Origin of the sequence: Rhodococcus sp. WS3, from assembly GCF_003797085.1 — a bacterium.
In the GTDB taxonomy this organism is placed as follows: domain Bacteria; phylum Actinomycetota; class Actinomycetes; order Mycobacteriales; family Mycobacteriaceae; genus Rhodococcus_F; species Rhodococcus_F globerula.
Window position 1 is genome coordinate 335,247 of the sequence record NZ_RKMA01000001.1, and the last position, 22,726, is coordinate 357,972.

The window sequence follows — 22,726 nt, forward strand, 5'->3', positions numbered from 1 at the left end:
CACAGATTATTACTGCACCACAGATTTTCACAACGGAGGTCAAGGGTTGATCGGCGAAATGCTCGAACGCCGCTATCGCGTGGATGCGCCCATCGCACGCGGCGGAATGTCGACTGTGTATCGAGGCCTCGATACGCGGTTGGATCGGCCTGTCGCTATCAAGGTCATGGATCCGCAGTTTGCCGCCGATCCCGCTTTTCTCACCCGCTTCGAGTTCGAGGCGCGCGCAGTCGCCCGCCTCAAGCACCCTGCCTTGGTTGCCGTGTACGACCAGGGCAGCGATCGCGGTCATGCCTTCCTCGTCATGGAATTGGTCGACGGCGGCACCTTGCGCGAATTGCTGCGCGAGCGCGGCCCGATGCCGCCACACGCTGTCGCCGCCGTAGTCGGGCCGGTACTCGACGCGTTGGCAGTTGCACACCGGGCCGGCCTGGTGCACCGCGACGTCAAACCGGAGAACATCCTGATTTCCGACGCCGGTGAAGTGAAGATCGCCGATTTCGGTTTGGTGCGCGCCGCAGCTGCCGCGACAACAACGTCGAACAGCGTCATTCTCGGCACCGCCGCCTACCTCTCCCCGGAGCAGGTCACCTCCGGAGTGGCCGATCCGCGCAGCGACGTGTACTCCACCGGCGTTCTCATGTTCGAACTCCTCACCGGTACAACACCTTTCACCGGGGACACCTCTCTCTCGATCGCATACCAGAGAATTCACGACGACGTTCCGCCGCCAGGTTCACGAATCGCCGGCGTACCGGCGCAGTTCGACCGACTCGTCACGCAAGCCACCAATCGTGAACCTGCACATCGGTTTACCGATGCCGGTGAAATGGCAGCCGCCCTGCGCATCGTGTGCGAACAACTCGAACTGCCCGCGTATCGGGTGCCCGCGCCGCGGCGATCCGCGCAGCATCACAGTGCCGCCGCCGCACCGGCGCCGACACCCCGGCCGGCAACACCCCGTCCCGCGGCCCCCGGTTCGCCCGCCACCACCGTTATCGGTGGCGCCGGTGCACCAGTCGGCGCCGCCACCACGGCATTTGCGGCCGGAGCTGGGGCGCCGCCTACAACCGCGCTGGCGCCGCACGCACCACCGGACGGGATTCAGCACACCCGCGCGGTCACCGCACAAACCGTGCGTCCGCCCGTCGCCGAGACGGACGAGCACGAAGACGACTCTGCCGAGATCGATCCACACGACCACTTTTCGCAAGCACGACGACGCTCTCGCCGGACCACTCTCGTCTGGCTTCTTGTCATCGCGTTGCTTGCGCTTGCGCTGGGGTTCGGCGGTTGGTGGATGGGCTCTGGCCGATTCACCGCGGTCCCCCAGATCGGTGGCCTGAACAAGGATGCGGCAGTCACGGCACTTCAGGATGCCGGACTGTCGCCGGAAGTGCGTGGAACGTACTCGGACACCGAGGTTCTCGACACCGTGACCGGCACCGATCCCGAAGCGGGCTCGCGGATTTCGCGCGGATCGAGTGTTGTCCTGTTCACGTCGCTCGGGCGTCCGACTGTGCCGCCGATACCAGCGGGCGGCGCCGTCGAGGCCACCCGCGATCAGCTCACTGCGCGCACCCTCGTTGCCGTCGACGGCGGTGAGACGTTCAGTTCCAAGATCCCCATCGGCGGTGTCGCCGCTCTGGACCCGGCTCCGGGAACCACCGTGCCTGTTGGCTCCTCGGTCAAAGTTGTCACGTCCAAAGGATCACCGCCCGTTGATGTTCCCGACGTAAAGGGCATGTCGGAGAACGCCGCCCGGGCTGCCCTCGACAAACTGGGCATCACCGTCAGCGAAACCCGATCTGCCTTCGACGACGGTGTCGACGGCGGTAAGGTCATCGGCACCGACCCCGCTGCGGGTTCGTCTGTGAACGCCGGAACGTCCGTTGCCCTTCTCGTGTCCAGCTCTGTGAAGGTACCCAACCTGCTGGGACGTAGCGTCGCCTCCGCTCGCGAGGAACTGACCCGCCTCGGTCTCACCCTCACCGTTCGCCAACTGACCCAGAACGACAGCTCGCTGATCGTCAGTCAGAGCGATAAGAACGATCGTGTGGAGAAAGGCTCCAACGTCACCGTTGTTGCCATTCCCTGATCGCAGCAGTGCCTGATCGAACCAACAGCCTGACAACGTAAAACGCCCCCACCCGCGCACGGCGAATGAGGGCGTTCGATACAACCGCTAAGCGTCAGCCGCGCAGCATTTCTGCGACGAGGAACGCAAGCTCCAACGACTGCTGGGTGTTGAGGCGAGGATCGCAGGCCGTCTCGTAACGACCCGACAGGTCGCCGTCCGAAATATCCTGCGCACCACCGAGGCACTCGGTGACGTTCTCGCCGGTCAATTCGACGTGAATTCCACCCGGGTGGGTACCGAGTCCGTTGTGGACCTCGAAGAATCCCTGAACCTCGTCGACGATGCGATCGAAGTGACGCGTCTTGTAACCGGTGGACGCCTCGTGCGTGTTGCCGTGCATGGGATCGCACTGCCAGATGACCTGATGGCCGGTGGCCTGGACCTTCTCGATGATCGCAGGAAGGAGGTCACGGACCTTGCCGTTGCCCATCCGCGAGATCAGCGTCAGGCGACCTGGCTTGTTTGTCGGGTCGAGACGCTCGACGTATTCGACGGCCATCTCCGGAGTGGTCGTGGGCCCGATCTTCAGACCGATCGGGTTGGACACCAACTCGGCAAAGGCGATGTGCGCGCCGTCGAGCTGACGAGTACGGTCGCCGATCCACAAGAAGTGAGCCGACAGGTCGTAGAGCTTGGGGTGATCGCTGTCGTTGTCGAGACGCAGCATCGCACGCTCGTAGTCGAGGACCAAGGCTTCGTGGCTCGCGAAGATCTGCGCCTGGTGCAGGCTCGGATCGGTCACGCCGCAGGCGTTCATGAACTGCAGGCCACGATCGATTTCCGACGCGAGCTGCTCGTAGCGGGCTCCGGCCGGAGACGCTGCCACGAACTCGCGGTTCCAGTCGTGGACCTTGTGCAGGTCGGCCATTCCGGCGCCGGTGAGCGCCCGAACCAGGTTCATCGCGGCACTGGCATTTGCGTACGCCCGTACCAACCGCGACGGATCGTGGGCGCGGACAGCCTCGTCGGCGACAATCGAGTTGACCATGTCGCCGCGGTAGGACTTGAGGCCCAACGAGTCGATGTCGGCTGATCGAGGCTTGGCGTACTGACCCGCGATACGTGCCACCTTGACCACCGGCATGGAAGACCCGTACGTCAAGACGACAGCCATCTGCAGCAGCGTGCGGATATTGCCCTTGATGTGCGGCTCGGTGTTGTCGGCAAACGTCTCGGCGCAGTCGCCGCCCTGCAACAGGAAGGCTTCGCCGCGCGCTACCTGCGCAAGGCGATCCGACAATGCCTCGACTTCGCTGGCCACGGTGATCGGTGGCACGCTCTCGAGCACAGTGCGCATCGCAGCCGCCTGGTCAGCGGGCCATGAAGGCTGCTGCGCGGCGGGTTTCGCAAGGGCCTCGTCGAGCTGCTGACGCAGTCCGGCGGGCAGCGGCGGAAGTTCGGGCAAGCGGTCGATCGGCACGTCGACAGTCCAGTTCACTAGTACAGGATATTCGCTCACCTACCCGCGCGTCACACAGGCTCTCGTTAGCGCGCGGTCTCGTCTAACCGAGTTCGGCGTCACAGCAGGTCAACGAAGTGACCGGACTCGGGCAATCGCGTCGAACTTCACCAGATTGTGTCGTGCGTCCGCCAAAGCGTCATGCGCGTCGGACGGTGCAGGCGGCAGAGCCGGGCTGCCGTTGTCCTCCCAGAACTGGCGCAACTCCCGCGTGTAGCGCGGCAACGACTGGGGCAGTTCGGTCATGTCGCCCCACAGCTGGCACAACGCGACGTGGTCGTACGCCGCGACCCATGCCCACAGTTCGGGAACCACCATCGGCCGCGGTACGAAGAACTTCAGGAGGTCGTCACGGATCTTGTCGCGCGACTTCCAGAGCGGAGACGACGGCGCAGGAAGCTTCGGCAGAACATTCTTGCGCACCCAACTGCCGGCCCGCGCCGGATCGAATTCCGTCGAGACGGCGTAGTACTCTCGGCCGTCCTCGCAGACGACGCCGATGGACACGAGGTCGATGGTTCGACCGTCTTCGATGAATTCACAGTCGTAGAAGTAGCGCACGGCTCAAAACTATGCCGCACCGCCGGTCCCGAGAGCTAATGCACGCCCGGCAGTTGTGGGAAATCTCTAACTGGCGCGCGTGTCCGGGACGTGCGGCCCATCAGTCTGCTCGGCATCCGGGTCGACAACGGCCGCAAGTGGAGCGGCAGCCTCGTCGGACTCCCCGAGCTGGTGGGTCTCGTCGGACGGAGACTCCTCCGCCTTGACCGGCTTCGGGTTCTTCAAACTCGCCGCATAGATGTCGACGTATTCCTGGCCAGACAGCTTCATCAGCTTGTACATGACCTCGTCGGTCACAGCCCGCTCCACGAAGCGGTTGCCGCCCATCCCCTCGAAACGCGAGAAGTCGATAGGTTCACCGACGATGACGGTGACCTTGGCCGGACGCCACATCCTCGAACCGATGGGGTTCATCTTGTCGGTGCCGACCATCGCTACGGGAATCACCTTGACACCGGATTCGAGTGCCAGACGAGCCATTCCGGTCTTGCCCTTGTACAGACGACCATCCGGCGAGCGAGTGCCCTCGGGGTAGATACCGAGCAGCTTGCCGGCATCAAGGACCCGTAGACCGGCGTTGAGCGCGTCCTGGGCTGCGTCCGCACCGGTGCGATCGATGGGCACCTGGCCGACAGCCGTGAAGAACCACCGCTGGAACGCACCCTTGAGTCCGCTGCCCGTGAAGTACTCACTTTTTGCGAGGAACGTGATTCGACGGTTCGAGCGCAGCGGAAGATAGAACGAATCCAGAACTGCCTGATGGTTGCTGGCGAGAATCGCCGCACCGTCAGTGGGAATGTTCTCGTGCCCCTTGATCGTCGGACGCCCGAGCAGCAGGAGAATCGGCCCCAACAACACATACTTGAAGAGCCAATACCACACGGCGTCCCTCCCATTCACAACCCGAATTGCCTTGTGCACGACCTTACTGCGCGCCGGTTACCCTCGCTACACATGCCCCGACCGGCACCTCGTGATCACAAGTGCGACTCAACGCCTGGCAGGCGAAATGATGCCTGGAACCGCCGAACGCGCCAACGCCGCCGCCCCCACCATCCCCGCGGCCTCCCCCAACTGGGCAGTGCGAATCCGGGCCAGAGGTCGATATTTCGCACCCGTCAACAACGTTGCGTACTGCTCACGGGCGTCATCGAGAAACAGTGGAGCCGAACTCGCGACGCCGCCGGCGATCACCACGACATCCGGGTCGTAGGCGTCGGCGACCATCGCCAGGCCGACTGCCAGCCAATGCGTGAACTCAGCCATCGTCGCCAGCGCGAGTGGGTCACCGTCGTACGCGGCATTGGCGATTCGACGCCCGGTCAAGCTGCCCGGGTCGACGGCAACTTCTCGCGCCAGGACTGTTGACGCGGCCGGATCTTCGGCCAGAAGTTCAATTGCTGTGTCCACCAATGCAGTTCCGCTGCAGTACCGCTCCCAGCAGCCGCGCTTGCCACACGCGCACGGGCGGCCGTCCGGCACGACCTGGACGTGGCCGAACTCCGGCGCAACACCGTAACTACCCCGGTACAGCTCACCGCCGATCAGCAACGCGCCACCGATGCCCGTCCCGATCGCCACCGTGACGACGTTCCGGCCACCAGCCGCCGCACCGAACCGATACTCCGCGTACGCCGCTGCATTGGCATCGTGTTCCAGAACAACCGGCAACCCCAGCCGTACGCTCAGGTCCTTGCCGACCGGCGCGTTCACCCACGGCAGGTGCGGAGCAAAAAGCACGATCCCGTGATCCGAGGTGACGAACCCGGCTACCGCCAAACCCACTGCGGCCACATTGTGCCGACTGACCAGTTCACGCACCACCCGATCGAGCGCATCCTCGAGCGACCGCGCGGACTGGGGCGTCGGAGCCTGCATGGTATCGAGCACTTGCCCGTCGACGTCGACCACCGACGCTCGAATACTGGTGCCGCCCACATCTATTCCGACGGTCAGGATGTCGGCATTTGCACTGCGATTGGTGATCATCCGGTCCACACTCCACACTCGGTATGCGTTCTTGACGATTGTGCCCACCGATGGCACCGAAGTACCAGCGTTTACCGCTTGACAGTCACCGTAATCGGAACGAAAGCAGGCGATCGGGGCTTCGGCGACGAGGTACCGTCGGGCGTCGGCGCCCCACCCCCTGGGCCACCGTCCGGCGTCCCGTCGGATGGGGCGCGCCCGCCGAGAAACTCGTCCAGCAGCTCACGCAGCAACGCCAGGAGGACGGCAGCATGCCCTGCCAGGATTGCCAGTAACTCGTGATGTTCACCGCGCATCAAGGCTGCAACAGCGCACACCGGGCACCAACTGCAGCCGCTGAATGCAGGCAATTCCTCCGAGGTCTCGAGATCCGCCGCTGCGTTCGTGCGCCCCTCCGCCATCTGCGCCACAATCGGCTCGATCCGGGAGAGGACGGAATCGGCCAACACCCGGAACTCGGCAAGAAGCTTGGTGTGATCGTCGTTCATACAGGCCACACCGTGGGATCCGGCGAGAATCGAATGATCAAATAGGCGCCGTCGAGTTCGGCACCGGTCACGACGCATCGCCGCAACACCGACGCAAGTCTCACTCTCCGTCGCACCCCGTCCGCTCCCACCAGCACATCGTCTTCTACCCGACCCAACGTCAGTGACGACGGATCGACGAGCGGCAGATACATCCGCATCGCGTAGACCGACTCCAACCCCGTCCCCGATTCCAGCGTCACCGCTATCGGGTCGGGATGGCGGTGCGGCTGCGCAGCGGCCCCCTCGCCCAGCACAACTGCAATGTCGCCCAGGGCCGCCAACCCTACCGGTTCGGTGCCGACATGTTCGACAACCGTGACGGCAATCCCATCGGCGGCCTCGCGAACTCCCGCGAGCACCGACATCTGGGCCGCGCGAACATTGGACAACCAGCGCATATCTTCATCTGCGTAACTCTGCGAAACGGGTTGCGGAACAACACTATTGACGATTATCCGCGCAACCGGCAGCACTGAGAGCGCAAGACCGGACAGTGTGCGCCGAGTCGCAAGCGCCGACGATCCCTGCGCCGACGTCACGAGATGAATCTCCGTGTGCGAAGTGTCGGCGATACACGCTGCGATCTCGTCGACCGACGAGACAATGCGTTCGATTATCGACACCAACAGCATCAACCGCACGTCGGTAGCCGCCACCGCCGCAAGCCGCCTGTGACGTGGCCACAGCCGCTCGAGGTACTCGGACACCATCGCGGGCGCGCCGAGGATCCGCAACGCCTCCGGCGACGGCGGGCAATCCACGATCACGACGTCGTATTCGCCGCTCGATGCCATCCCGACGACCTCGGCAAGCGCCAGAATGTCCGCGATGCCAAGCGAACCCGTGAGTTCCTCGGGCTCCAAAGTCTGGAGCGACGATCCGTGTTCATGGGAACCCGCCGCATCGAGTAGTGCCGACACACCACGGAACTTGTCTTCGACAAGCGTCAACGTATCGACCTGCCAGACATCCATCCGGTCGAACAACGGGGTCACTACACGCGGAACCGGAATCGCCAGCACATCCGCAAGCGAATGAAGCCGATCGATCGACATCAGCAGAACCTTGGAACCGGCAGTCGCCGCCGACAGCGCTGCGGCAGACGCCAGCGTCGTCGTTCCACTGCCACCGCTGCCGATGAAGAGTTGAAGACGGGCCCGCGCGGCGTTCAGCCCTCGACTCGCTTCTTCAGTTCCTTCAAAGCCGTGTCCGTGATGATCTTCTCGGCCTTGCGTTTGAACAACCCGATCATCGGGATAGTCAGATCGACCGTCAGCTCGTAGGTAACGGACGTACTGCCGCCCGGCTCGGAACGCAAAGTGTACGAACCGGATTGGGACTTCTGAATCTCCCCACTCACCAGTTCCCAGCTCACCGACATTCCGTCGGGCGCCCACGTGTACGCCAGCTCGTACTTGTCCTTCACCACCCCGGCATCGAGGACGAACCGCACCCGGTTCGCGCGGCCGTTGCCGCCAACTTCCAGAACCTCGACGGACTTGGCCGCCGCAACCCACGCGGGGTACTCCTCGAAATCGGCGATCACGGCCATGACGGCGTCAGGCTGAGCGTCGATGCTGATCAACCCCTTGGTTTTCTCGGCCATCCGACCACTCTTCCTTCCCTCGAAACTTCATGGTCCCCGTAATTCTCCCCGAACACGGGCCTGAAAACCTCCTGCCACGTCACACAGATTCGGGCGCCACACCTGCCGGGCGCCCCGCTTCCAGCTCGCGCTTGAGTTCAAAGGACATGACCTTGCCGTCGACGCGCCGTGCGCGATTCATGGCGGCCAGGTCGAGATCAGCCAGGCCTGACGGGGACACACCCACTGGTTCCGCGTGCAGGAAATAGTGAACGATGGCGCCGTCCATGACCGGTTCGAGCCACACCTCCATGGTGCCGACGAGACTGCCGGACACACCCCACCGGAAGCCTGCGGGACCGCGGTCCTCGCGCACCTCGAGCTGGAGATCTCGCCACCACCGGCGCCACTGCGCACGCGAAGACAACAGTTCGGCGACACGCTCGGGCGGTGCCGCGATGAAAGTCTGGTCTGCGACCTGAATGCTGCTCACGACAGTTAGCTTCACATATCGCGTCGACGAGTGAACGAACGGTGTCACACCACTGCGAAACGGACAGACTGTAAGCCGGGCCACAACTATGCCGGACGTGCGACTACAGTGAATAGCGTCAAACCCTACTCGTCAGTATTTCGCAGTGTCGGAGGTATTTTGTGCCTGAATACAGCGCACCCCAGACGTTCACGATTCCCGAGGATGCCTCTGCGGTCGACTCGGTGTTCACATTCGCGAAGACGAAGCCCGCGGCCGTCGTCTACAAGCGAAAGGTCGGCTCCGCATGGGTCGACGTCACTGCCGGCGAGTTCGCCGCCCAGGTAACCGCAGTTGCCAAGGGCCTGATCGCGATCGGCGTCAAGCAGGGCGATCGCGTCGGCCTGATGTCCGCGACTCGCTACGAGTGGCCACTGATCGACTACGCGATCTGGGCCGCAGGCGGCGTCACCGTTCCGATCTACGAAACATCCGCGGCCGAGCAGGTTCGCTGGATTCTCGAGGATTCCGAGGCCATCGACCTCGTTGTCGAGAACGACGTCCACGCAGCCACCGTCAAGGACGTCGCAGAAGCGTCGCCGTCGCTGCGCACCGTCTACCAGATCGAGGCCCCCGCAGGCGGACGCGGCGCCGTCGAGGAGCTCTCTGCCCTGGGCGCCGATATTTCCGACGACGAGGTCCAGACGCGTATCAACGCTCTGAAGGCCTCCGATCCCGCAACCCTGATCTACACCTCCGGCACTACGGGCCGTCCCAAGGGCTGCCAGCTGACGCACTCCAACCTCATCGCGGAGTCGAAGGGAATCCTCGATTCCAACCTCGGTGATCTGCTCAAGACGCCTGGTGTGCGCACGCTGATGTTCCTGCCCCTCGCTCACGTCCTCGCGCGCGCAGTCAGCATCGCCTCGTTCGACGCCGGCGCCACACTCGGGCACACCAGCGACATTCCGAACCTCGTCCCCACCTTCGGCGAATTCAAGCCCGACTTCATCCTGTCGGTACCGCGAGTGTTCGAGAAGGTCTACAACAGCGCCCGCGCAAAGGCCCACGGCGAGGGCAAGGGCAAGATATTCGACGCGGCCGCGGAGACCGCTGTCGCGTGGAGCGAGGCCAAGGACAAGGGTGGCGCCGGTATCGTCCTCAAGGCCAAGCACGCGTTGTTCGACAAACTCGTCTACTCCAAGCTGCGGGCAGCCCTCGGCGGACAGTGCCAGCTCGCCATTTCCGGTGGCGCCCCGCTCGGTGCGCGGCTCGGCCACTTCTTCCGCGGCATCGGTGTCACGATCTACGAGGGCTACGGCCTCACCGAAACCACCGCCGCATTTGCCGTCAACACCATCGGCTCCCAGAAGGTCGGAACCGTCGGAAAACCGTTGGCCGGCAACTCTGTTCGAATCGCCGACGACGGTGAGATCCTTCTCTCCGGACCCGTGGTCTTCACCGGATACTGGCGCAACGAGAAGGCAACCGCCGAGTCGATCGAGAACGGCTGGTTCCACACCGGCGACCTCGGAACCGTCGACGCGGACGGGTTCATCACGATCACCGGACGCAAGAAGGAAATCATCGTCACGGCAGGCGGAAAGAACGTCTCCCCTGCCCAGCTCGAGGACGCATTGCGCGCACATCCGCTCATCAGCCAGGCAATCGTCGTGGGCGATCAGAAGCCGTTCATCGGCGCACTGATCACCATCGACGCCGAAGCTTTGCCCGCCTGGAACGAGCGCAACAACAAGGCAGCCGGCACCACCGCGGCTGATCTGGTCAGCGACGGCGAACTTGTCGGCGATATCCAGGACGCGATCGACGAGGCCAACAAGCTGGTCTCCCATGCCGAGGCAATCAAGAAGTTCAAGATCCTGCCGGTCGACTTCTCCGAGGACACAGGCGAACTCACCCCGACGATGAAGCTCAAGCGCAACGTCGTCCACGCCAGCTTTGCCGCGGAGATCGAGATGATCTACACGAAGTAACACCGCGCACACCTGTGGCCGCCATACCTTGGAAAAGGTGTGGCGGCCACAGTGCTTGATGCTCGAGGCTCAGCCGAGCAGCGCCTGCAACTTCGACGCGAGCGTGTCCCACTTCCAATCGGTCGCCACCCAGTCGCGACCGGCGGCGCCCATTGCGGCAGCTCGATCACGGTCGGACAGGATCTCGATCACCGAGGCGGCAACGTCGGCAACCGACGTACCGTCGACCACTAGCCCGGTCTTGTTCTGCTGCACCGTTTCCGGGGCACCGCCACTGCGACCCGCGATCACGGGAACACCCGTTGCCGACGCCTCGAGGTACACGATCCCGAGACCTTCGACGTCGAGTCCCGCACCGCGGGTGCGGCACGGCATCGCAAAAACATCGGCGATGGTGTGATGGGCAGCCAATTCCGCCGCCGGGACGGTGCCCGTGAACACGACGTGATCGTCCATCCCCGTCTTGTGGGCGAGCTCACGCAGTTTCTCGTCGTACGGCCCACCCCCGACGATGACAAGTACAGCGCCGTCGATGCTCGCACGGATAGTCGGCAGTGCCTTGATCAGCATGTCCTGCCCCTTGCGCGGCACGAGCCGTGACAGGCAGAGAATTGTCGGGCGCTCCCCCAGTCCGTACCGTGCCCGCAATTCTGCGCGAGCAGCCGAATCAGGATGGAAGACAGACGTATCCACTCCCGACGGCAGATGCTCCAGCGCAGCCTGCGGCCCGAAAGCCGCCGCGAACCGGCCTCGGGTGTATTTGCTGACGAAGGTAACCGTATCCGTGTTTTCACCGATTGTCCGCAACGACTGCCGCGCACCGGGAATCATCGACCAACCCACTTCGTGACCGTGAGTACTCGCGATCACCCGCGACGCACCTGCCCGGCGGACCACCGGCGCCAACAACGCAAGGGGCGCCGCCGCGCCGAACCACACGGACTCGCAGTCATGCTTCTTGACCAGTTTCGCGGCCCGTCTGGCGACAAACGGAGTCGGAAGCATCAATGTCGTGGGATGCCTCACGACCTCGAAAGGTTGAGCGGCATCGAACTTCTTGTGCGAATCACCACGCCACCGCGGCGCATAGACAACCAACTTGTCGGCCGGAAGATGCTTCGCGAACGTATGTAGATACGACTGGATTCCGCCCGGTCGGGGCGGAAAATCATTGGTCACCAAAAGGGTCCGGCGCATTCGTCCACCGTAAAGCACGAGCCGATCAACCCACGCTGCGGTGCAGCCAATCAACCCAGTGTGCGGTGCAGCCAATCAACCCAGTGTGCGGTGCAGCCAATCCACCCAGCCGTCGCGCAGGTCGTCGATACTCACACCAAGTACGTCGACGATGCGCCGGTTGATCTCCTCCGGTGTCGACGGCCCCACAGCCAAGGCGCGGAATAGTTCCGTCAGCTCGGACTCGCCGAAACGATCCGCAATATAAGCATTGATCGACCACGCCGATTCGTACGCAAGGGAACTCACCACCGGCACGCCCCCGAACTGTGAATCCTCGGGAAACTCCGACGGCACGTCACCGGACCGAACAGCGGCCGCAAGTGTCGGCGCAATCTCCCGCGCCGCCCGCCCGGAGCCACGGTTGCCGGCATACTCCGCGTACCCTTCGAGCACCCACATGGGCGACCCGTCCCGGGTCTGGGATCGCGCCGCGATATGCATCATCTCGTGGCGAAGCACCGCCTGCCGCGTCGTCGAAGTCAAGCGTGATGCGGCAGCCGGCGAGAATATGATGCGCTGCCCACTCACGTCACTGGCACCGTCGCGCACCGTATCCGCCACCGACACAGCCGCTATGGACGATCCGTCGTGCTGCGAACCGACCATCGCCGTGAATTCCTCGGGCGAACCGGCGACCATCACGACTGCCCGCTCTGACCAACCGTCGCCCCACAACTGCGTCGTATTCTTCACAGCGCCGTCGAGGTCGGCGGCCAACGCGTCAACGAATGCCTGCTGGCCCGGGTGCCCGACGACTATCGAATCCTCGGCCGCGTTGGTCGAAACCGCGAGTGGACCGAAATCCCATGGACCGTGCCACGAGTCGACGCTCAACTGCGAACCGCTCGAGCCGCTGCCCAGCACGTCGACAATCGAACCGTCAGCGAATACGAACCACGAACCGTCACGTTCCGCAAAAGTCATCAAGACAGTCTTACGCGTCGGCGCCGCATCCACACCGTCGAGTGCATAACGCAGGTTCACCTGAGCGCCCCACAATGTGACGCCGTCGGGCGACCCCGTTCGGGCAGCCTCGACAAGTGTTCCCGGCGAGACCTCGTACGCCCAATCCGAAAAACTCAGTGCACTGGCAGCTGTGGCGCGCCGAATCTCTGCGTCGAGCAACCCCGGGGCGGCGGCAGCATCTACGAACTGCGCCAGCGATGTCGGATCGTCGGACATCTGAGCGCGTGCCCACGAATCGAGGAGCGCTTGAACCTCGCTGACACGCGCAACATCCGCTTCCGCAGCGGACTGCTGGGACGAGCCCGGAGCGTCAGTCAGGACAACGGTGAGTCCGAGGATCACCACAACGGCACACCCGAGCGCAATGAGAGCTGGGTACTCCCAGCGGCGCTTACGGTTCGTCCCGGCTGCGGGGGACGTCATGGGGTCACTCGACACGATGCCGAGTGTAGGAGACGGAGGGGACCCCCAGTCGCAGCGGCCGAGCCACTTGTGACGATGCGCTGGTCAGTAACGGCGAGCAGTCGAGAACTGCATCCCTGCCATCGACTCGACCTTCACCGGTACGCCGAACGTCGACGCGTGGAGGATGTTGCCATCGCCGGCGTAGATACCGACATGCGAGTTGTCGCTGTAGAACGTGACGATGTCGCCCGGCTGCAACTGGTCACGGGATATCGGCGTACCACCCGCTGCCTGGGCCTGGCTGGACCGCGGCAGTGTTTTACCGATTTGTTTGTACGACCACACGACGAGCCCGGAGCAATCGAACTCGTTGGGCCCGGTAGCTCCCCAGACGTACGGGTCGCCGATGCGGGTCAAACCAGCCTGTAGTGCCGCGGTGCCCGATCCTGGAGTCAGATTAGCCAGAATTTTGCTGGCGTCGACACCCTCTGGAAATGTCGACCCACTCAATTGCACGCGTTCGGCTTCGGTCAGATCGTCGAACGCCTTGGTCACCTCGGCAACCTGAGCCTGAAGTTCGCTCTGCTTGCGCTGCAGATCGTCGCTCAGCGCCTTCGCCTGATCGGCCGCAACCCGTGCAGCATCCGCGGATTGTTGCGACGAGTCCGCTGCCTGGCGAGCGTCGAGCGTCGCTTCGTTGAACTGGCGGACCTGCACCGCCGCGTCGTTGGAGATGACATCGAGTGCAGACATCTGATCGAGCAGCTGCTGCGGTGAATCGCTGACCATCAAGGCAAAGAGCCGATTGGTCCGCGCGCCCTGATAATTGGCCGTAGCAATTCGGTTCACAGCCGGCGCAACCTCGGCGACCTTGGCCTTTGCCGCGTCGTAGCGTCCCTGATCCTCGACAAGTCGAGCTTCAGCGTCGAGCTGCACGGACGTCTTTGCATCGAGATCGATCTGCGCGTTGTGCAAAGCCTCGTTGGTCTGCTCGGACACTCGGGCGAGTTCGCCGAGCTTCTCGAGTGCCTCGGTGGGATTCGTGATCACCGGGTCGGCGGCCGCCGGCATCGATGGCAACGCGACAAGCCCAACTGCCAATACGCCTGTTGTGAGCGCGATGCGGACCCGGCTGTACTTTCTCGATGAAAACGATCTAGATGAAACCACGGAACGCGACTCTCCGTCTCAGTTTTTGTGATGCCTGCCGATGCCCGTCAGGATCTGTTAGCTGGATGTCAACTACCCACACTACCTGCCGGCGGCACCTAATGTCTCGATAAGGTTACGGAATGGCATACGTTTGTGTCTACTCGTCGGTAGGTGTAACGGGAGCGAAGCGAGGGTGAACCCCTCGGAACGCCCAGAACTCACCCGGATAAACAGATGTGGGCCTCGAATCAGTTGATTCGAGGCCCACATCTACACAGAGTGGAACTGCCCCTTTTCCAGTGGATCAGGTCGACCTTCACAGGTACCCGATCGGTGACACCGGATCAGAAGCGGCGAGCACCGTCGTACGGCATGGACGACACGGGTGCCAGCTTCACGGGCTGACCCGCGGTCGAAGCATGGATGACATTTCCGTTGCCCGCGTAGATGCCCGAGTGCGATCCGCCGTAGAAGGAGATGACGTCGCCGACGCGGAGATCGGACTGTGCAACTGCGACACCGGCTGCAGCCTGGTCGTAGCTCGTGCGGGGGATGTTGAGGCCGGCCTGCTTGTAAGCCCACTGGATCAGACCGGAGCAGTCGAACGCGTCCGGGCCTGCCGCGCCGTACACGTACGGGGCGCCCAGCTTGCTCTCTGCGGCGCGAACAGCCTGCTCACCAAGGGTGGAGATGGGAGCGGCGGGTGCAGCCTGTGCAATCGGCGCAAACGCGGGGTTGTCCGTGACACCGGGGATAACGGGAAGTTCGGGGATCGAGACGCCCGGGATGTCGAACGTACCGACACCGGGGATGGTGATGGGGTCTGCCGAGGCAGGCGCAGCGGTTGTAGCAAAGGCTCCGGCTGCAAGTGCGCCGGCGACAACCAGTGTTGCCGAACGCTTCAAACTTTGTGACGCCACTTAAGGGGTGCTCCATTTCTTCCATTCGTCCGCCGACCGAGTTAGCTGACGGGTTCGGGCTGGGAAGATCAGCCCTACCCGCGTGGTCCGTAGCGATGACGCTTGCTACGCCCCAGGCGGGATTCACCCCAGTGAAACTTGGGTTCCCGGTTCGGGTTCCTCGCGGAGATCCCGATTAGGCGGTTCCTGACGAAGCCGGTCCTTTGTGGCCCGGCAAGACTTCGTTAGGTCTCAGGAAGATTACGAAATGATCGCGGCGATGTCGACCGCATCGCCAATTTCGCGTGCGATTCATCCGAATTTCCGCGCAGTCGCGCTCGATACGCCAAAACGGTCACAGCGGGATAACGATACGTCCGGTTTCCGTAACGTCGTGAACCATTTCTCGTGAGTCGACCCGATTCGATCCGGCCCGGCAATCCGTGACTTACCCCAGATCAGCACCAGTTACGTACCGGTAGGCCCCTTTTCACCCGAGGTGGATTACGAGTCGGCACACGCCAGGCAACGCAGCCAGATCCACTCCACCCGAGTGCGACACCGAAGGCGCCGACGCACCTCGAAAATCGCCCAACTGTGACGCTCGTCTCTTTTAGGTCACGGGCGACCAAATGCCGGGGTGCGTGCGATGCCCGTTAGTCCCGAATTCAACTTCTCTTGGTCCTCGCGCCGAAGCGACCGATTCCTGTCGGCCCCTCCCTCTACTGTCTTGCGCTGTGAGTCATGCCGACGCTGTCAAGGCCGCCGTTGACGCCGATCCGGATATCGGCCGTCAACTGTCGTTCGACGAGCTGGACACTCCGCTCAGCGACACGACGTTTGTAGTCGTCGACCTCGAGACCACCGGCGGAAGCGCGGACAACGATTCGATCACCGAGATCGGTGCCGTCAAGATTCGCGGTGGCCAGGTGCTCGGCGAGATGGCAACTCTGGTCGATCCCGGGCGGTCGATCCCGCCGTACATCGTCGAACTGACCGGCATCACCGATGCCATGCTGATCAACGCTCCGCGCATCGATCGCGTTCTACCCGCGTTCCTCGAGTTCGCGAAGGGTTCCGTACTCGTTGCCCACAACGCGCCCTTCGACATCGGATTCCTCAAGGCGGCAGCTTCCCGCACGGCCCGGCCTTGGCCACCGTTCCAGGTTCTCTGCACCGTCAAACTCGCCAGGCGTGTCCTGACCCGCGACGAAGCACCCTCGGTCAAGCTCTCTGCGCTCGCGCATCTGTTCCGCGTCTCCACCCAACCGACGCACCGAGCGCTCGACGACGCCAGAGCCACCGTCGACGTGCTCCACGGCCTGATAGATCGGGTCGGCAACCAAGGCGTACACAGTTACAGCGAGCTGATCGACTATCTCCCCAACATCTCGGCTCATCAACGCGCCAAACGCTCCTTCGCCGCAGACCTCCCCCGAAGGCCGGGCGTCTACCTCTTTCGCGGCCCGTCCGACGAAGCGCTGTACATAGGGACGGCAGTGGACCTGCGCCGCCGCGTCCGGGGCTACTTCACCGGTTCCGAGACGCGTGGGCGCATGAAGGAGATGGTGGCCCTTGCCACCCGGGTCGATCATGTGGAGTGTGCTCACGCCCTGGAGGCCGGAGTACGCGAACTCCGGCTCCTCGTGGCACACACTCCGCCGTACAACCGCCGCTCCAAGTTTCCCAAACGCGGATGGTGGATCGTTCTCACGGACGAGGCCTTCCCCCGGCTATCCGTGGTGCGTAGCCCGACGCCGCACTCGATCGGACCGTTTACGTCCCGCGCGAGCGCGCAGGAGATTGCAGAGACCGTGTGCGAGTTCACCGGGCTGCGTACCTGCACCAAGCGGATACCTCTTGGCGCCGTGCACGGGCCTGCCTGCCCCGCACGCGAACTGGGCTCGTGCCCGGCAGCCCGAGATGACACCGCGGAGCGCTATGCGGTGTCAGTCGCCGACGTTCGGGAGTTCTTCGCCGGCGTGCACGACATGCCGCTTCAACGAATGAAAGCGCGCATCGAGCAACTCGCTGCCACCGCACTGTTCGAGAACGCGGCCAGACTGCGCGACCGAACTGCCGCAGTTGCCGTAGCAGTACGACGCACTCAAAAGCTCGCCGCCGTCGCCGCCATCGATCAGTTGGTACTGGCGCGCCCCGCGCCGGAAGGCGGCTGGGAATTGGCCGTGATCCGCGCCGGCAGGCTCGCCTCGGCCGGCCTTGCCCGAGCCGGGACTCACCCGATGCCCGTGGTCGACGCCCTCGTCGCATCGGCCGAAACCGCACTTCCCGACAACACACCGCTGCGCGGAGCGCCCCCGGAAGAACTGGCGCTCGTCGTCCGCTGGCTCGGATCGGACGGAATCAGGATCGTCTCCGCCACATCGGGCTACACCGAGCCGGCGTGCGGCGCAGGGCGGTGGGAAGACTGGTGCCACCTCGCCAAGGCTGGAAACGAATCCGAGCGTGCAGAGAACCATCGTGATGCCTGGAATGGGCGCGGCGACGCGAGGACATAAGCTCGACCACAGCACAGCACCGCGCAACCAGAGGAGCGACATGATCAATGCGATCGTCATGATTCACGCCGAATCGGCCCGAATCCCGGAGACTGCTCAGGCCGTCGCCGACATCCCCGGAGTCAGCGAGGTGTACTCCTGCGCAGGCGACGTCGACCTGATCGCGGTAGTCCGGGTCCGTGACCACGCCCAGATCGCAGAGGTCATCACCGGCCGGATCAACAAGGTTCCCGGAGTGACGCGAACCGCCACTCACATTGCGTTCCAGTCCTTCTCCAGCGCCGACGTCGAAGCTGGGTTCTCGCTCGGCGAATGACTCTCAGGCGCCTTCGGTCAGCGCGGTGGTGAGCGACGCCCACCTCCGCAGCAGTTCCGCAGCTGCGCCGCTGTCGATTGCGACAGCGGCCGAGGCCATTCCCGCGGCAATCGCACCTTCCAGGTCGTCACCGACTCCGTTGAAGGCCGCGATCGCCGCGCCCGCGTTGAGTAGCACCGCGTCCCGGACGGGGCCAGGCTGACCGGACAGCAGGGTGCGCGCGACCTGAGCGTTCACGTCCGCGTCGCCGCCTCGCAATTCGTCCAGTGGTACCCGAGCGATGCCCAGATCTCGCGGATCCAGTGTGACGGTTCGAACCGCTCCGTCGGCAACGATGTACACCGTCGACGTCGTGGATGTCGTCAGTTCGTCGAGTCCGTCGTCGCCGCGAACGACCAATGCCGAATTACCGCGCTGCGCAAGAACTCCCGCAACAACGGAGATCAGCTTCGGGAAGGCACACCCGATCAATCCGGCACGCGGCCGAGCTGGATTGGTCAAGGGCCCGAGCACGTTGAAGGCCGTCGGGATGCCGATTTCCTTCCGTGGCACTGCCGCAAATCGCAGGGCCGGGTGAAATACCGGCGCAAAGCAGAAACCGATTCCGACCTCGTCTACGCACCGAGCCACGTCTTCCGGGCCCAGATTGATCCGAACACCCAGTGCTTCGAGCACATCGGCGCCGCCACTCTTCGACGACGCTGCCCGGTTGCCGTGCTTGACCACTCGAATTCCCGAGGCGGCCACCACAATCGAAGCCATGGTCGAGATGTTGACGGTGTTGGAGCGGTCGCCGCCGGTTCCGACGATGTCGACCACATCGGAATCGACCGGCACCGCTTTAGCGTGTTCGAGCATCGCGTCGGCAAGGCCCTGCAACTCTGCGGGTGTCTCGCCCTTCATCTTCAACCCGACACCAAAGGCGGCGATCTGCGCCGAACTTGCGTTGTCGGACATGATTTCGCTCATCGCCCAACGGGAATCGTCGCTCGACAAATCGGAACCATCGGTGAGTTGACCGAGAATCATCGGCCAGGACCGCACGACACCGCTCGAATCGGAGTTCACAGCGTTGGTTGCGTCGGTGCCGGCCATCTACTTCGGTCCCCTATGTTCAGTCGAAATTTTCAGTCGAATCAAATCGCGATGTATCTGACATACGTAGCCTAGTCAGTCACCGTGCGGCGGTCGCGAATTGGTCCGCTCACACTGTTCGTCGGCCCTTGCCGGGACCTGACTGCGCCGCATCCCCCGGCTGCAGCGCGTCCCATCCCGCGACTGACCCACCCAACCGTTGAGCCAAACCTGCCATCCGCGATCGCTCCTGCGAGCAGTGCAGCGCGTCCAGAAGCTGGACGCGTTCGAACACCACCCGAACCACACCGTTGCCATCGCTCGACGCGCTATCCGCGGCTGTCACCGAGCGCCGATATCCGTCCTGAGCGACGATCGACTCGGCCTCTCCGAGTGCTGCCTCCGGAAGGTCGAGATGGTGGCGCAGCACTGCCTCCGAATCCGGTCGCCAGCGAGGCGGCGCGGAGGCCCCTCGCTCCAAAGCGGTCGAGCACGATTCCACATCGTCGAAACCTTCGGCGACGATCTCGAGGTCGGCTCTCGACGGATCCAGCGGAGGCGAAACTTTTCTGCTGAAAATTCTCAGGTACCAACGTCTACTCTGTTGTGTAGCTGCCATCGCGTCAGCATATTCAAAGTGTCGCCACCTGCGCGTACGCCGACCGAAATCGCGAACTCGAGCCTTACGACGCGCCGATGACGGACCCGAGTGGCCGTCTCTTACGACGAAGCGTCATACTTCTGTCTGTGACGAGCGCAGTAGGGACTTCAGGATCGGCAATCACCCAACGCGTGCACTCGCTGAACCGGCCGAATATGGTCAGCGTTGGCACCATCGTGTGGTTGTCCAGTGAGCTCATGTTTTTCGCAGGGCTCTTCGCCATGTACTTCGTGGCACGGGCGCAGGCACCGGAGGGCAATTGGCCGCCGGAGCCTACCGAATTGAACCTTTATTTGGCTGTACCGGTGACGTTGGTGCTGATCGCATCCTCATTCACCTGCCAGATGGGCGTGTTCGCGGCCGAGCGGGGCGACGTCTTCGGACTTCGACGTTGGTACACCATCACTTTGGTCATGGGGGCGTTCTTCGTCGCCGGCCAGGGCTACGAGTACTACCACCTCGTGCATGAGGGCACCACAATCGCCAGCAGTGTCTACGGCTCGGTGTTCTACATGACCACCGGTTTCCACGGCATGCACGTCATCGGCGGTCTCATCGCCTTCGTTTTCTTGATCGCACGCACCCGAGTCAGCAAGTTCACGCCGGCTCAGGCAACCGCAGCGATCGTCGTTTCGTATTACTGGCACTTCGTTGACATCGTGTGGATCGCGCTGTTCGCAACGATTTATTTCATCCGTTAATCAGCTGAACGCCACAGGCAGCCCCTGACGTCCAGTCCGTCCCGACATACCAAAGGGATACAGATGAGTTCATCCCCCCCTCCCACATCCGATACAACAGCGACCGCCGCGAAGACGCGTCGCCAGCGGAAGATCCGCCGGCGTGTCACCGGAGCGCTCGTACTGATGATGGGATTGATCAGCGCAGGTTTCCTCGCCTCGGCACTGACACCCGCTCCGCAGGTCGCTACTGCAAGCGACGATTCAGCCGCGCTTATCCGTGAAGGCAAGCAGTTGTACGACACGTCGTGCATCACGTGCCACGGAGCCAACCTTCAGGGTGTCGCGGACCGCGGTCCCAGCCTGATCGGTGTCGGCGAGGCGGCAGTGTACTTCCAGGTTTCGACCGGTCGTATGCCTGCAGCACGCAACGAGGCACAGGCTCAGCGCAAGGACCCCAAGTTCGACGCTGCACAGACCGATGCCCTGGGTGCTTTCATCCAGGCCAACGGTGGCGGCCCGACGCTCATTCGTGACGAGAACGGCGAAATCGCTCAGTCCTCGCTTCGCGGTGGCGACATCGGCCGAGGCAGCGAACTGTTCCGCCTGAACTGCGCGTCTTGCCACAACTTCACCGGCCGCGGTGGCGCACTGTCCTCGGGCAAGTACGCACCGGTCCTGGACCCCGCCAACGAGCAGCAGATCTATGCCGCTATGGTCACCGGCCCCCAGAACATGCCGAAGTTCTCCGATCGTCAGCTCTCGATCGAGGAAAAGAAAGACATCATCGCCTACGTGAAGTCGTCCGGAGAGGCCAAGAACCCCGGTGGTTACGGTCTCGGCGGCATCGGTCCGGCCTCTGAAGGTCTCTTCATGTGGGCCGCCGGAATCGTCGCTGTCGTTGGTGCAGCATTGTGGATCGGAGCAAGGTCATGAGCGACGCTGGCCAGCAGGGCGGCGATACGCCAAAGAAGTACACGGATGAGGAACTCGAAGCGATGACTCGCGACGAGTTGGTCACCCTGGGCACCAATCTCGACGGCGTCGACGTTGTCTACCGTCGCGACCGCTGGGCCGTCGAAGGCACCAAGGCAGAGAAGCGCGCCGAGCGCAATGTTGCGTTCTGGTTCGGCCTCGCCGGCGTCTCGGCGATCGCATTCATCGCGATCTACTTGTTCTGGCCCTGGCAGTACGCCGGCGCCGGTGACGAGAACTACGGCAAGTACAGCCTGTACACACCGTTGATCGGTCTGACCATGGGTCTCGCGATCCTCGGTGTCGGAATCGGTGCGGTCCAGTTCACCAAGAAGTTCATCCCCGAAGAGGTGTCCATCCAGGACCGCCACGACGGTGGATCCGCTGAGGTTGACCGCCGGACGATCGTCGCCGAACTCAGTGACACGTTGGAGACGTCCACCTTCCCCCGCCGCAAGGCCATCAAGCGCAGCTTGATGTTCGGTGGTGGCGCACTCGGCGTCATGATGATCATGCCTCTCGGCGGCCTCATCAAGAACCCGTGGGCCAAGGGCGACGAATCTCCGCTCTGGGTGTCCGGCTGGACCCCGAACTACCCCGGCGAGACCATCTACCTTCGTCGTGACACCGGACGCCCCGAGGACATCGTTCTCGTCCGCCCGGAGGACCTCGACGCCGGCTCCATGGAAACGGTCTTCCCGTTCCGTGAATCCGATCGTGGTGACGAGCACGCGTTGCTCGCTGCGCTGCGCGGCATCCGCAACTCGGTCATGCTCATCCGTCTGCGTACGGAAGACACCGAGCGGGTCACCAAGCGCAAGGGCCAGGAGAGCTTCAACTACGGCGATTACTTCGCCTACTCGAAGATCTGCACGCACCTTGGTTGCCCCACCTCGCTCTACGAACAGCAGAGCAACCGTATTCTCTGCCCCTGCCACCAGTCGCAGTTCGATGCACTGCAGTACGGCAAGCCGATTTTCGGTCCCGCTGCTCGCGCACTTCCGCAGTTGCCTATTACAGTGAACGAAGAGGGCTTCCTAGTCGCCGACGGTGACTTCATCGAAGCACTCGGCCCGGCATTTTGGGAGCGTCGACCGTGACCACAACCAC

The 22,726-nt window shown here is 63.3% G+C and carries 21 protein-coding genes and 1 riboswitch; of the genes, 7 read left to right on the plus strand and 14 right to left on the minus strand.

Annotated features, from left to right (window positions below):
• Positions 1-46: 46 nt before the first annotated feature.
• Positions 47-2,098 carry a Stk1 family PASTA domain-containing Ser/Thr kinase gene (pknB, locus tag EEB13_RS01440; RefSeq protein ID WP_116101964.1) on the plus strand — a complete coding sequence of 684 codons (2,052 nt, stop codon included), beginning with the start codon at positions 47-49 and terminating at the stop codon, positions 2,096-2,098.
• Positions 2,099-2,192: 94 nt separating this feature from the next.
• Here pknB and EEB13_RS01445 read toward each other — a convergent pair whose 3' ends face one another.
• From EEB13_RS01445 to EEB13_RS01480, 8 genes are all read right to left on the minus strand, one after another.
• Positions 2,193-3,578 carry a class II 3-deoxy-7-phosphoheptulonate synthase gene (locus tag EEB13_RS01445; protein WP_033231014.1) on the minus strand — a complete coding sequence of 462 codons (1,386 nt, stop codon included), beginning with the start codon at positions 3,576-3,578 and terminating at the stop codon, positions 2,193-2,195.
• A 90-nt stretch (positions 3,579-3,668) separates the two neighbouring features.
• On the minus strand, positions 3,669-4,160 hold the full coding sequence (locus tag EEB13_RS01450; protein WP_033231015.1) for a polyadenylate-specific 3'-exoribonuclease AS: 492 nt from the start codon (positions 4,158-4,160) through the stop codon (positions 3,669-3,671).
• Positions 4,161-4,226: 66 nt separating this feature from the next.
• Complete coding sequence (locus EEB13_RS01455; protein WP_033231016.1) at positions 4,227-5,042, minus strand: lysophospholipid acyltransferase family protein; 816 nt, start codon at positions 5,040-5,042, stop codon at positions 4,227-4,229.
• Between the two features lie 108 nt (positions 5,043-5,150).
• Entirely contained in the window at positions 5,151-6,149 is a 999-nt protein-coding gene (locus EEB13_RS01460; protein ID WP_033231453.1) for an ROK family glucokinase, read from the minus strand.
• Positions 6,150-6,220: 71 nt separating this feature from the next.
• Positions 6,221-6,637, minus strand: coding sequence for a hypothetical protein (locus EEB13_RS01465; RefSeq protein WP_095886507.1), 417 nt, complete (start codon positions 6,635-6,637; stop codon positions 6,221-6,223).
• A complete protein-coding gene (locus EEB13_RS01470) occupies positions 6,634-7,851 on the minus strand; it encodes an ArsA family ATPase (RefSeq protein ID WP_141485512.1) in 1,218 nt (405 codons plus the stop codon). Before EEB13_RS01470 ends, EEB13_RS01465 begins: the two co-directional genes overlap by 4 nt.
• The gene (locus EEB13_RS01475) at positions 7,848-8,285 is read right to left on the minus strand and encodes an SRPBCC family protein (RefSeq protein ID WP_095886509.1); all 438 of its coding nucleotides are present in this window, start codon (positions 8,283-8,285) and stop codon (positions 7,848-7,850) included. Before EEB13_RS01475 ends, EEB13_RS01470 begins: the two co-directional genes overlap by 4 nt.
• Positions 8,286-8,364: 79 nt before the next feature.
• Positions 8,365-8,757: a polyketide cyclase / dehydrase and lipid transport gene (locus EEB13_RS01480; protein ID WP_033231019.1), complete on the minus strand. Its 393-nt coding sequence runs from the start codon at positions 8,755-8,757 to the stop codon at positions 8,365-8,367.
• Between the two features lie 161 nt (positions 8,758-8,918).
• Between EEB13_RS01480 and EEB13_RS01485 the strand changes: the two genes are divergently transcribed.
• A complete protein-coding gene (locus EEB13_RS01485; protein ID WP_141484467.1) occupies positions 8,919-10,730 on the plus strand; it encodes an AMP-dependent synthetase/ligase in 1,812 nt (603 codons plus the stop codon).
• Between the two features lie 69 nt (positions 10,731-10,799).
• On the opposite strand, the gene EEB13_RS01490 is transcribed toward EEB13_RS01485, so the two are convergent.
• The 4 genes from EEB13_RS01490 to EEB13_RS01505 form a co-directional block, all read right to left on the minus strand.
• Positions 10,800-11,927: a glycosyltransferase family 4 protein gene (locus EEB13_RS01490; protein WP_033231021.1), complete on the minus strand. Its 1,128-nt coding sequence runs from the start codon at positions 11,925-11,927 to the stop codon at positions 10,800-10,802.
• Between the two features lie 75 nt (positions 11,928-12,002).
• Positions 12,003-13,373, minus strand: a complete 1,371-nt coding sequence (locus EEB13_RS01495) for a hypothetical protein (protein WP_261984423.1) — start codon at positions 13,371-13,373, stop codon at positions 12,003-12,005.
• Positions 13,374-13,442: 69 nt separating this feature from the next.
• Positions 13,443-14,510: a C40 family peptidase gene (locus EEB13_RS01500; RefSeq protein WP_033231023.1), complete on the minus strand. Its 1,068-nt coding sequence runs from the start codon at positions 14,508-14,510 to the stop codon at positions 13,443-13,445.
• A 326-nt stretch (positions 14,511-14,836) separates the two neighbouring features.
• Entirely contained in the window at positions 14,837-15,412 is a 576-nt protein-coding gene (locus EEB13_RS01505) for a C40 family peptidase (RefSeq protein WP_033231024.1), read from the minus strand.
• Between the two features lie 14 nt (positions 15,413-15,426).
• Positions 15,427-15,604: riboswitch (cyclic di-AMP (ydaO/yuaA leader) on the minus strand.
• Between the two features lie 524 nt (positions 15,605-16,128).
• Here EEB13_RS01505 and EEB13_RS01510 point away from each other — a divergent pair.
• Positions 16,129-17,910 carry a DEDD exonuclease domain-containing protein gene (locus EEB13_RS01510; RefSeq protein WP_410055740.1) on the plus strand — a complete coding sequence of 594 codons (1,782 nt, stop codon included), beginning with the start codon at positions 16,129-16,131 and terminating at the stop codon, positions 17,908-17,910.
• Between the two features lie 40 nt (positions 17,911-17,950).
• Positions 17,951-18,226, plus strand: coding sequence for an Lrp/AsnC family transcriptional regulator (locus EEB13_RS01515; protein ID WP_033231456.1), 276 nt, complete (start codon positions 17,951-17,953; stop codon positions 18,224-18,226).
• 3 nt (positions 18,227-18,229) lie between these two features.
• Here the strand turns inward: EEB13_RS01515 and trpD are convergent, their stop codons facing one another.
• Positions 18,230-19,321 carry an anthranilate phosphoribosyltransferase gene (gene trpD, locus EEB13_RS01520; protein WP_033231025.1) on the minus strand — a complete coding sequence of 364 codons (1,092 nt, stop codon included), beginning with the start codon at positions 19,319-19,321 and terminating at the stop codon, positions 18,230-18,232.
• 109 nt (positions 19,322-19,430) lie between these two features.
• A complete protein-coding gene (locus EEB13_RS01525) occupies positions 19,431-19,919 on the minus strand; it encodes a hypothetical protein (RefSeq protein WP_187328470.1) in 489 nt (162 codons plus the stop codon).
• A 128-nt stretch (positions 19,920-20,047) separates the two neighbouring features.
• On the opposite strand from EEB13_RS01525, the gene EEB13_RS01530 reads away from it, so the two are divergent.
• The 3 genes from EEB13_RS01530 to EEB13_RS01540 all read left to right on the plus strand — a co-directional run bounded on the left by EEB13_RS01530 (position 20,048) and on the right by EEB13_RS01540 (position 22,716).
• A complete protein-coding gene (locus EEB13_RS01530) occupies positions 20,048-20,662 on the plus strand; it encodes a heme-copper oxidase subunit III (protein ID WP_033231027.1) in 615 nt (204 codons plus the stop codon).
• A 63-nt stretch (positions 20,663-20,725) separates the two neighbouring features.
• Positions 20,726-21,577 carry a cytochrome c gene (locus EEB13_RS01535; protein WP_080711563.1) on the plus strand — a complete coding sequence of 284 codons (852 nt, stop codon included), beginning with the start codon at positions 20,726-20,728 and terminating at the stop codon, positions 21,575-21,577.
• Positions 21,574-22,716 carry a ubiquinol-cytochrome c reductase iron-sulfur subunit gene (locus tag EEB13_RS01540; RefSeq protein ID WP_033231028.1) on the plus strand — a complete coding sequence of 381 codons (1,143 nt, stop codon included), beginning with the start codon at positions 21,574-21,576 and terminating at the stop codon, positions 22,714-22,716. Before EEB13_RS01535 ends, EEB13_RS01540 begins: the two co-directional genes overlap by 4 nt.
• Positions 22,717-22,726: the final 10 nt, after the last annotated feature.

What these genes read in the sequence shown, in the direction of transcription:
- EEB13_RS01540 (WP_033231028.1), top strand. Translation starts at nt 21,574, where the DNA reads ATGAGCGACGCTGGCCAGCAGGGCGGCGATACGCCAAAGAAGTACACG.
- EEB13_RS01460 (WP_033231453.1), bottom strand. Translation starts at nt 6,149, where the DNA reads ATGATCACCAATCGCAGTGCAAATGCCGACATCCTGACCGTCGGAATA.
- trpD (WP_033231025.1), bottom strand. Translation starts at nt 19,321, where the DNA reads ATGGCCGGCACCGACGCAACCAACGCTGTGAACTCCGATTCGAGCGGT.
- EEB13_RS01525 (WP_187328470.1), bottom strand. Translation starts at nt 19,919, where the DNA reads ATGGCAGCTACACAACAGAGTAGACGTTGGTACCTGAGAATTTTCAGC.
- EEB13_RS01535 (WP_080711563.1), top strand. Translation starts at nt 20,726, where the DNA reads ATGAGTTCATCCCCCCCTCCCACATCCGATACAACAGCGACCGCCGCG.
- EEB13_RS01515 (WP_033231456.1), top strand. Translation starts at nt 17,951, where the DNA reads ATGATCAATGCGATCGTCATGATTCACGCCGAATCGGCCCGAATCCCG.
- EEB13_RS01490 (WP_033231021.1), bottom strand. Translation starts at nt 11,927, where the DNA reads ATGCGCCGGACCCTTTTGGTGACCAATGATTTTCCGCCCCGACCGGGC.
- EEB13_RS01465 (WP_095886507.1), bottom strand. Translation starts at nt 6,637, where the DNA reads ATGAACGACGATCACACCAAGCTTCTTGCCGAGTTCCGGGTGTTGGCC.
- EEB13_RS01475 (WP_095886509.1), bottom strand. Translation starts at nt 8,285, where the DNA reads ATGGCCGAGAAAACCAAGGGGTTGATCAGCATCGACGCTCAGCCTGAC.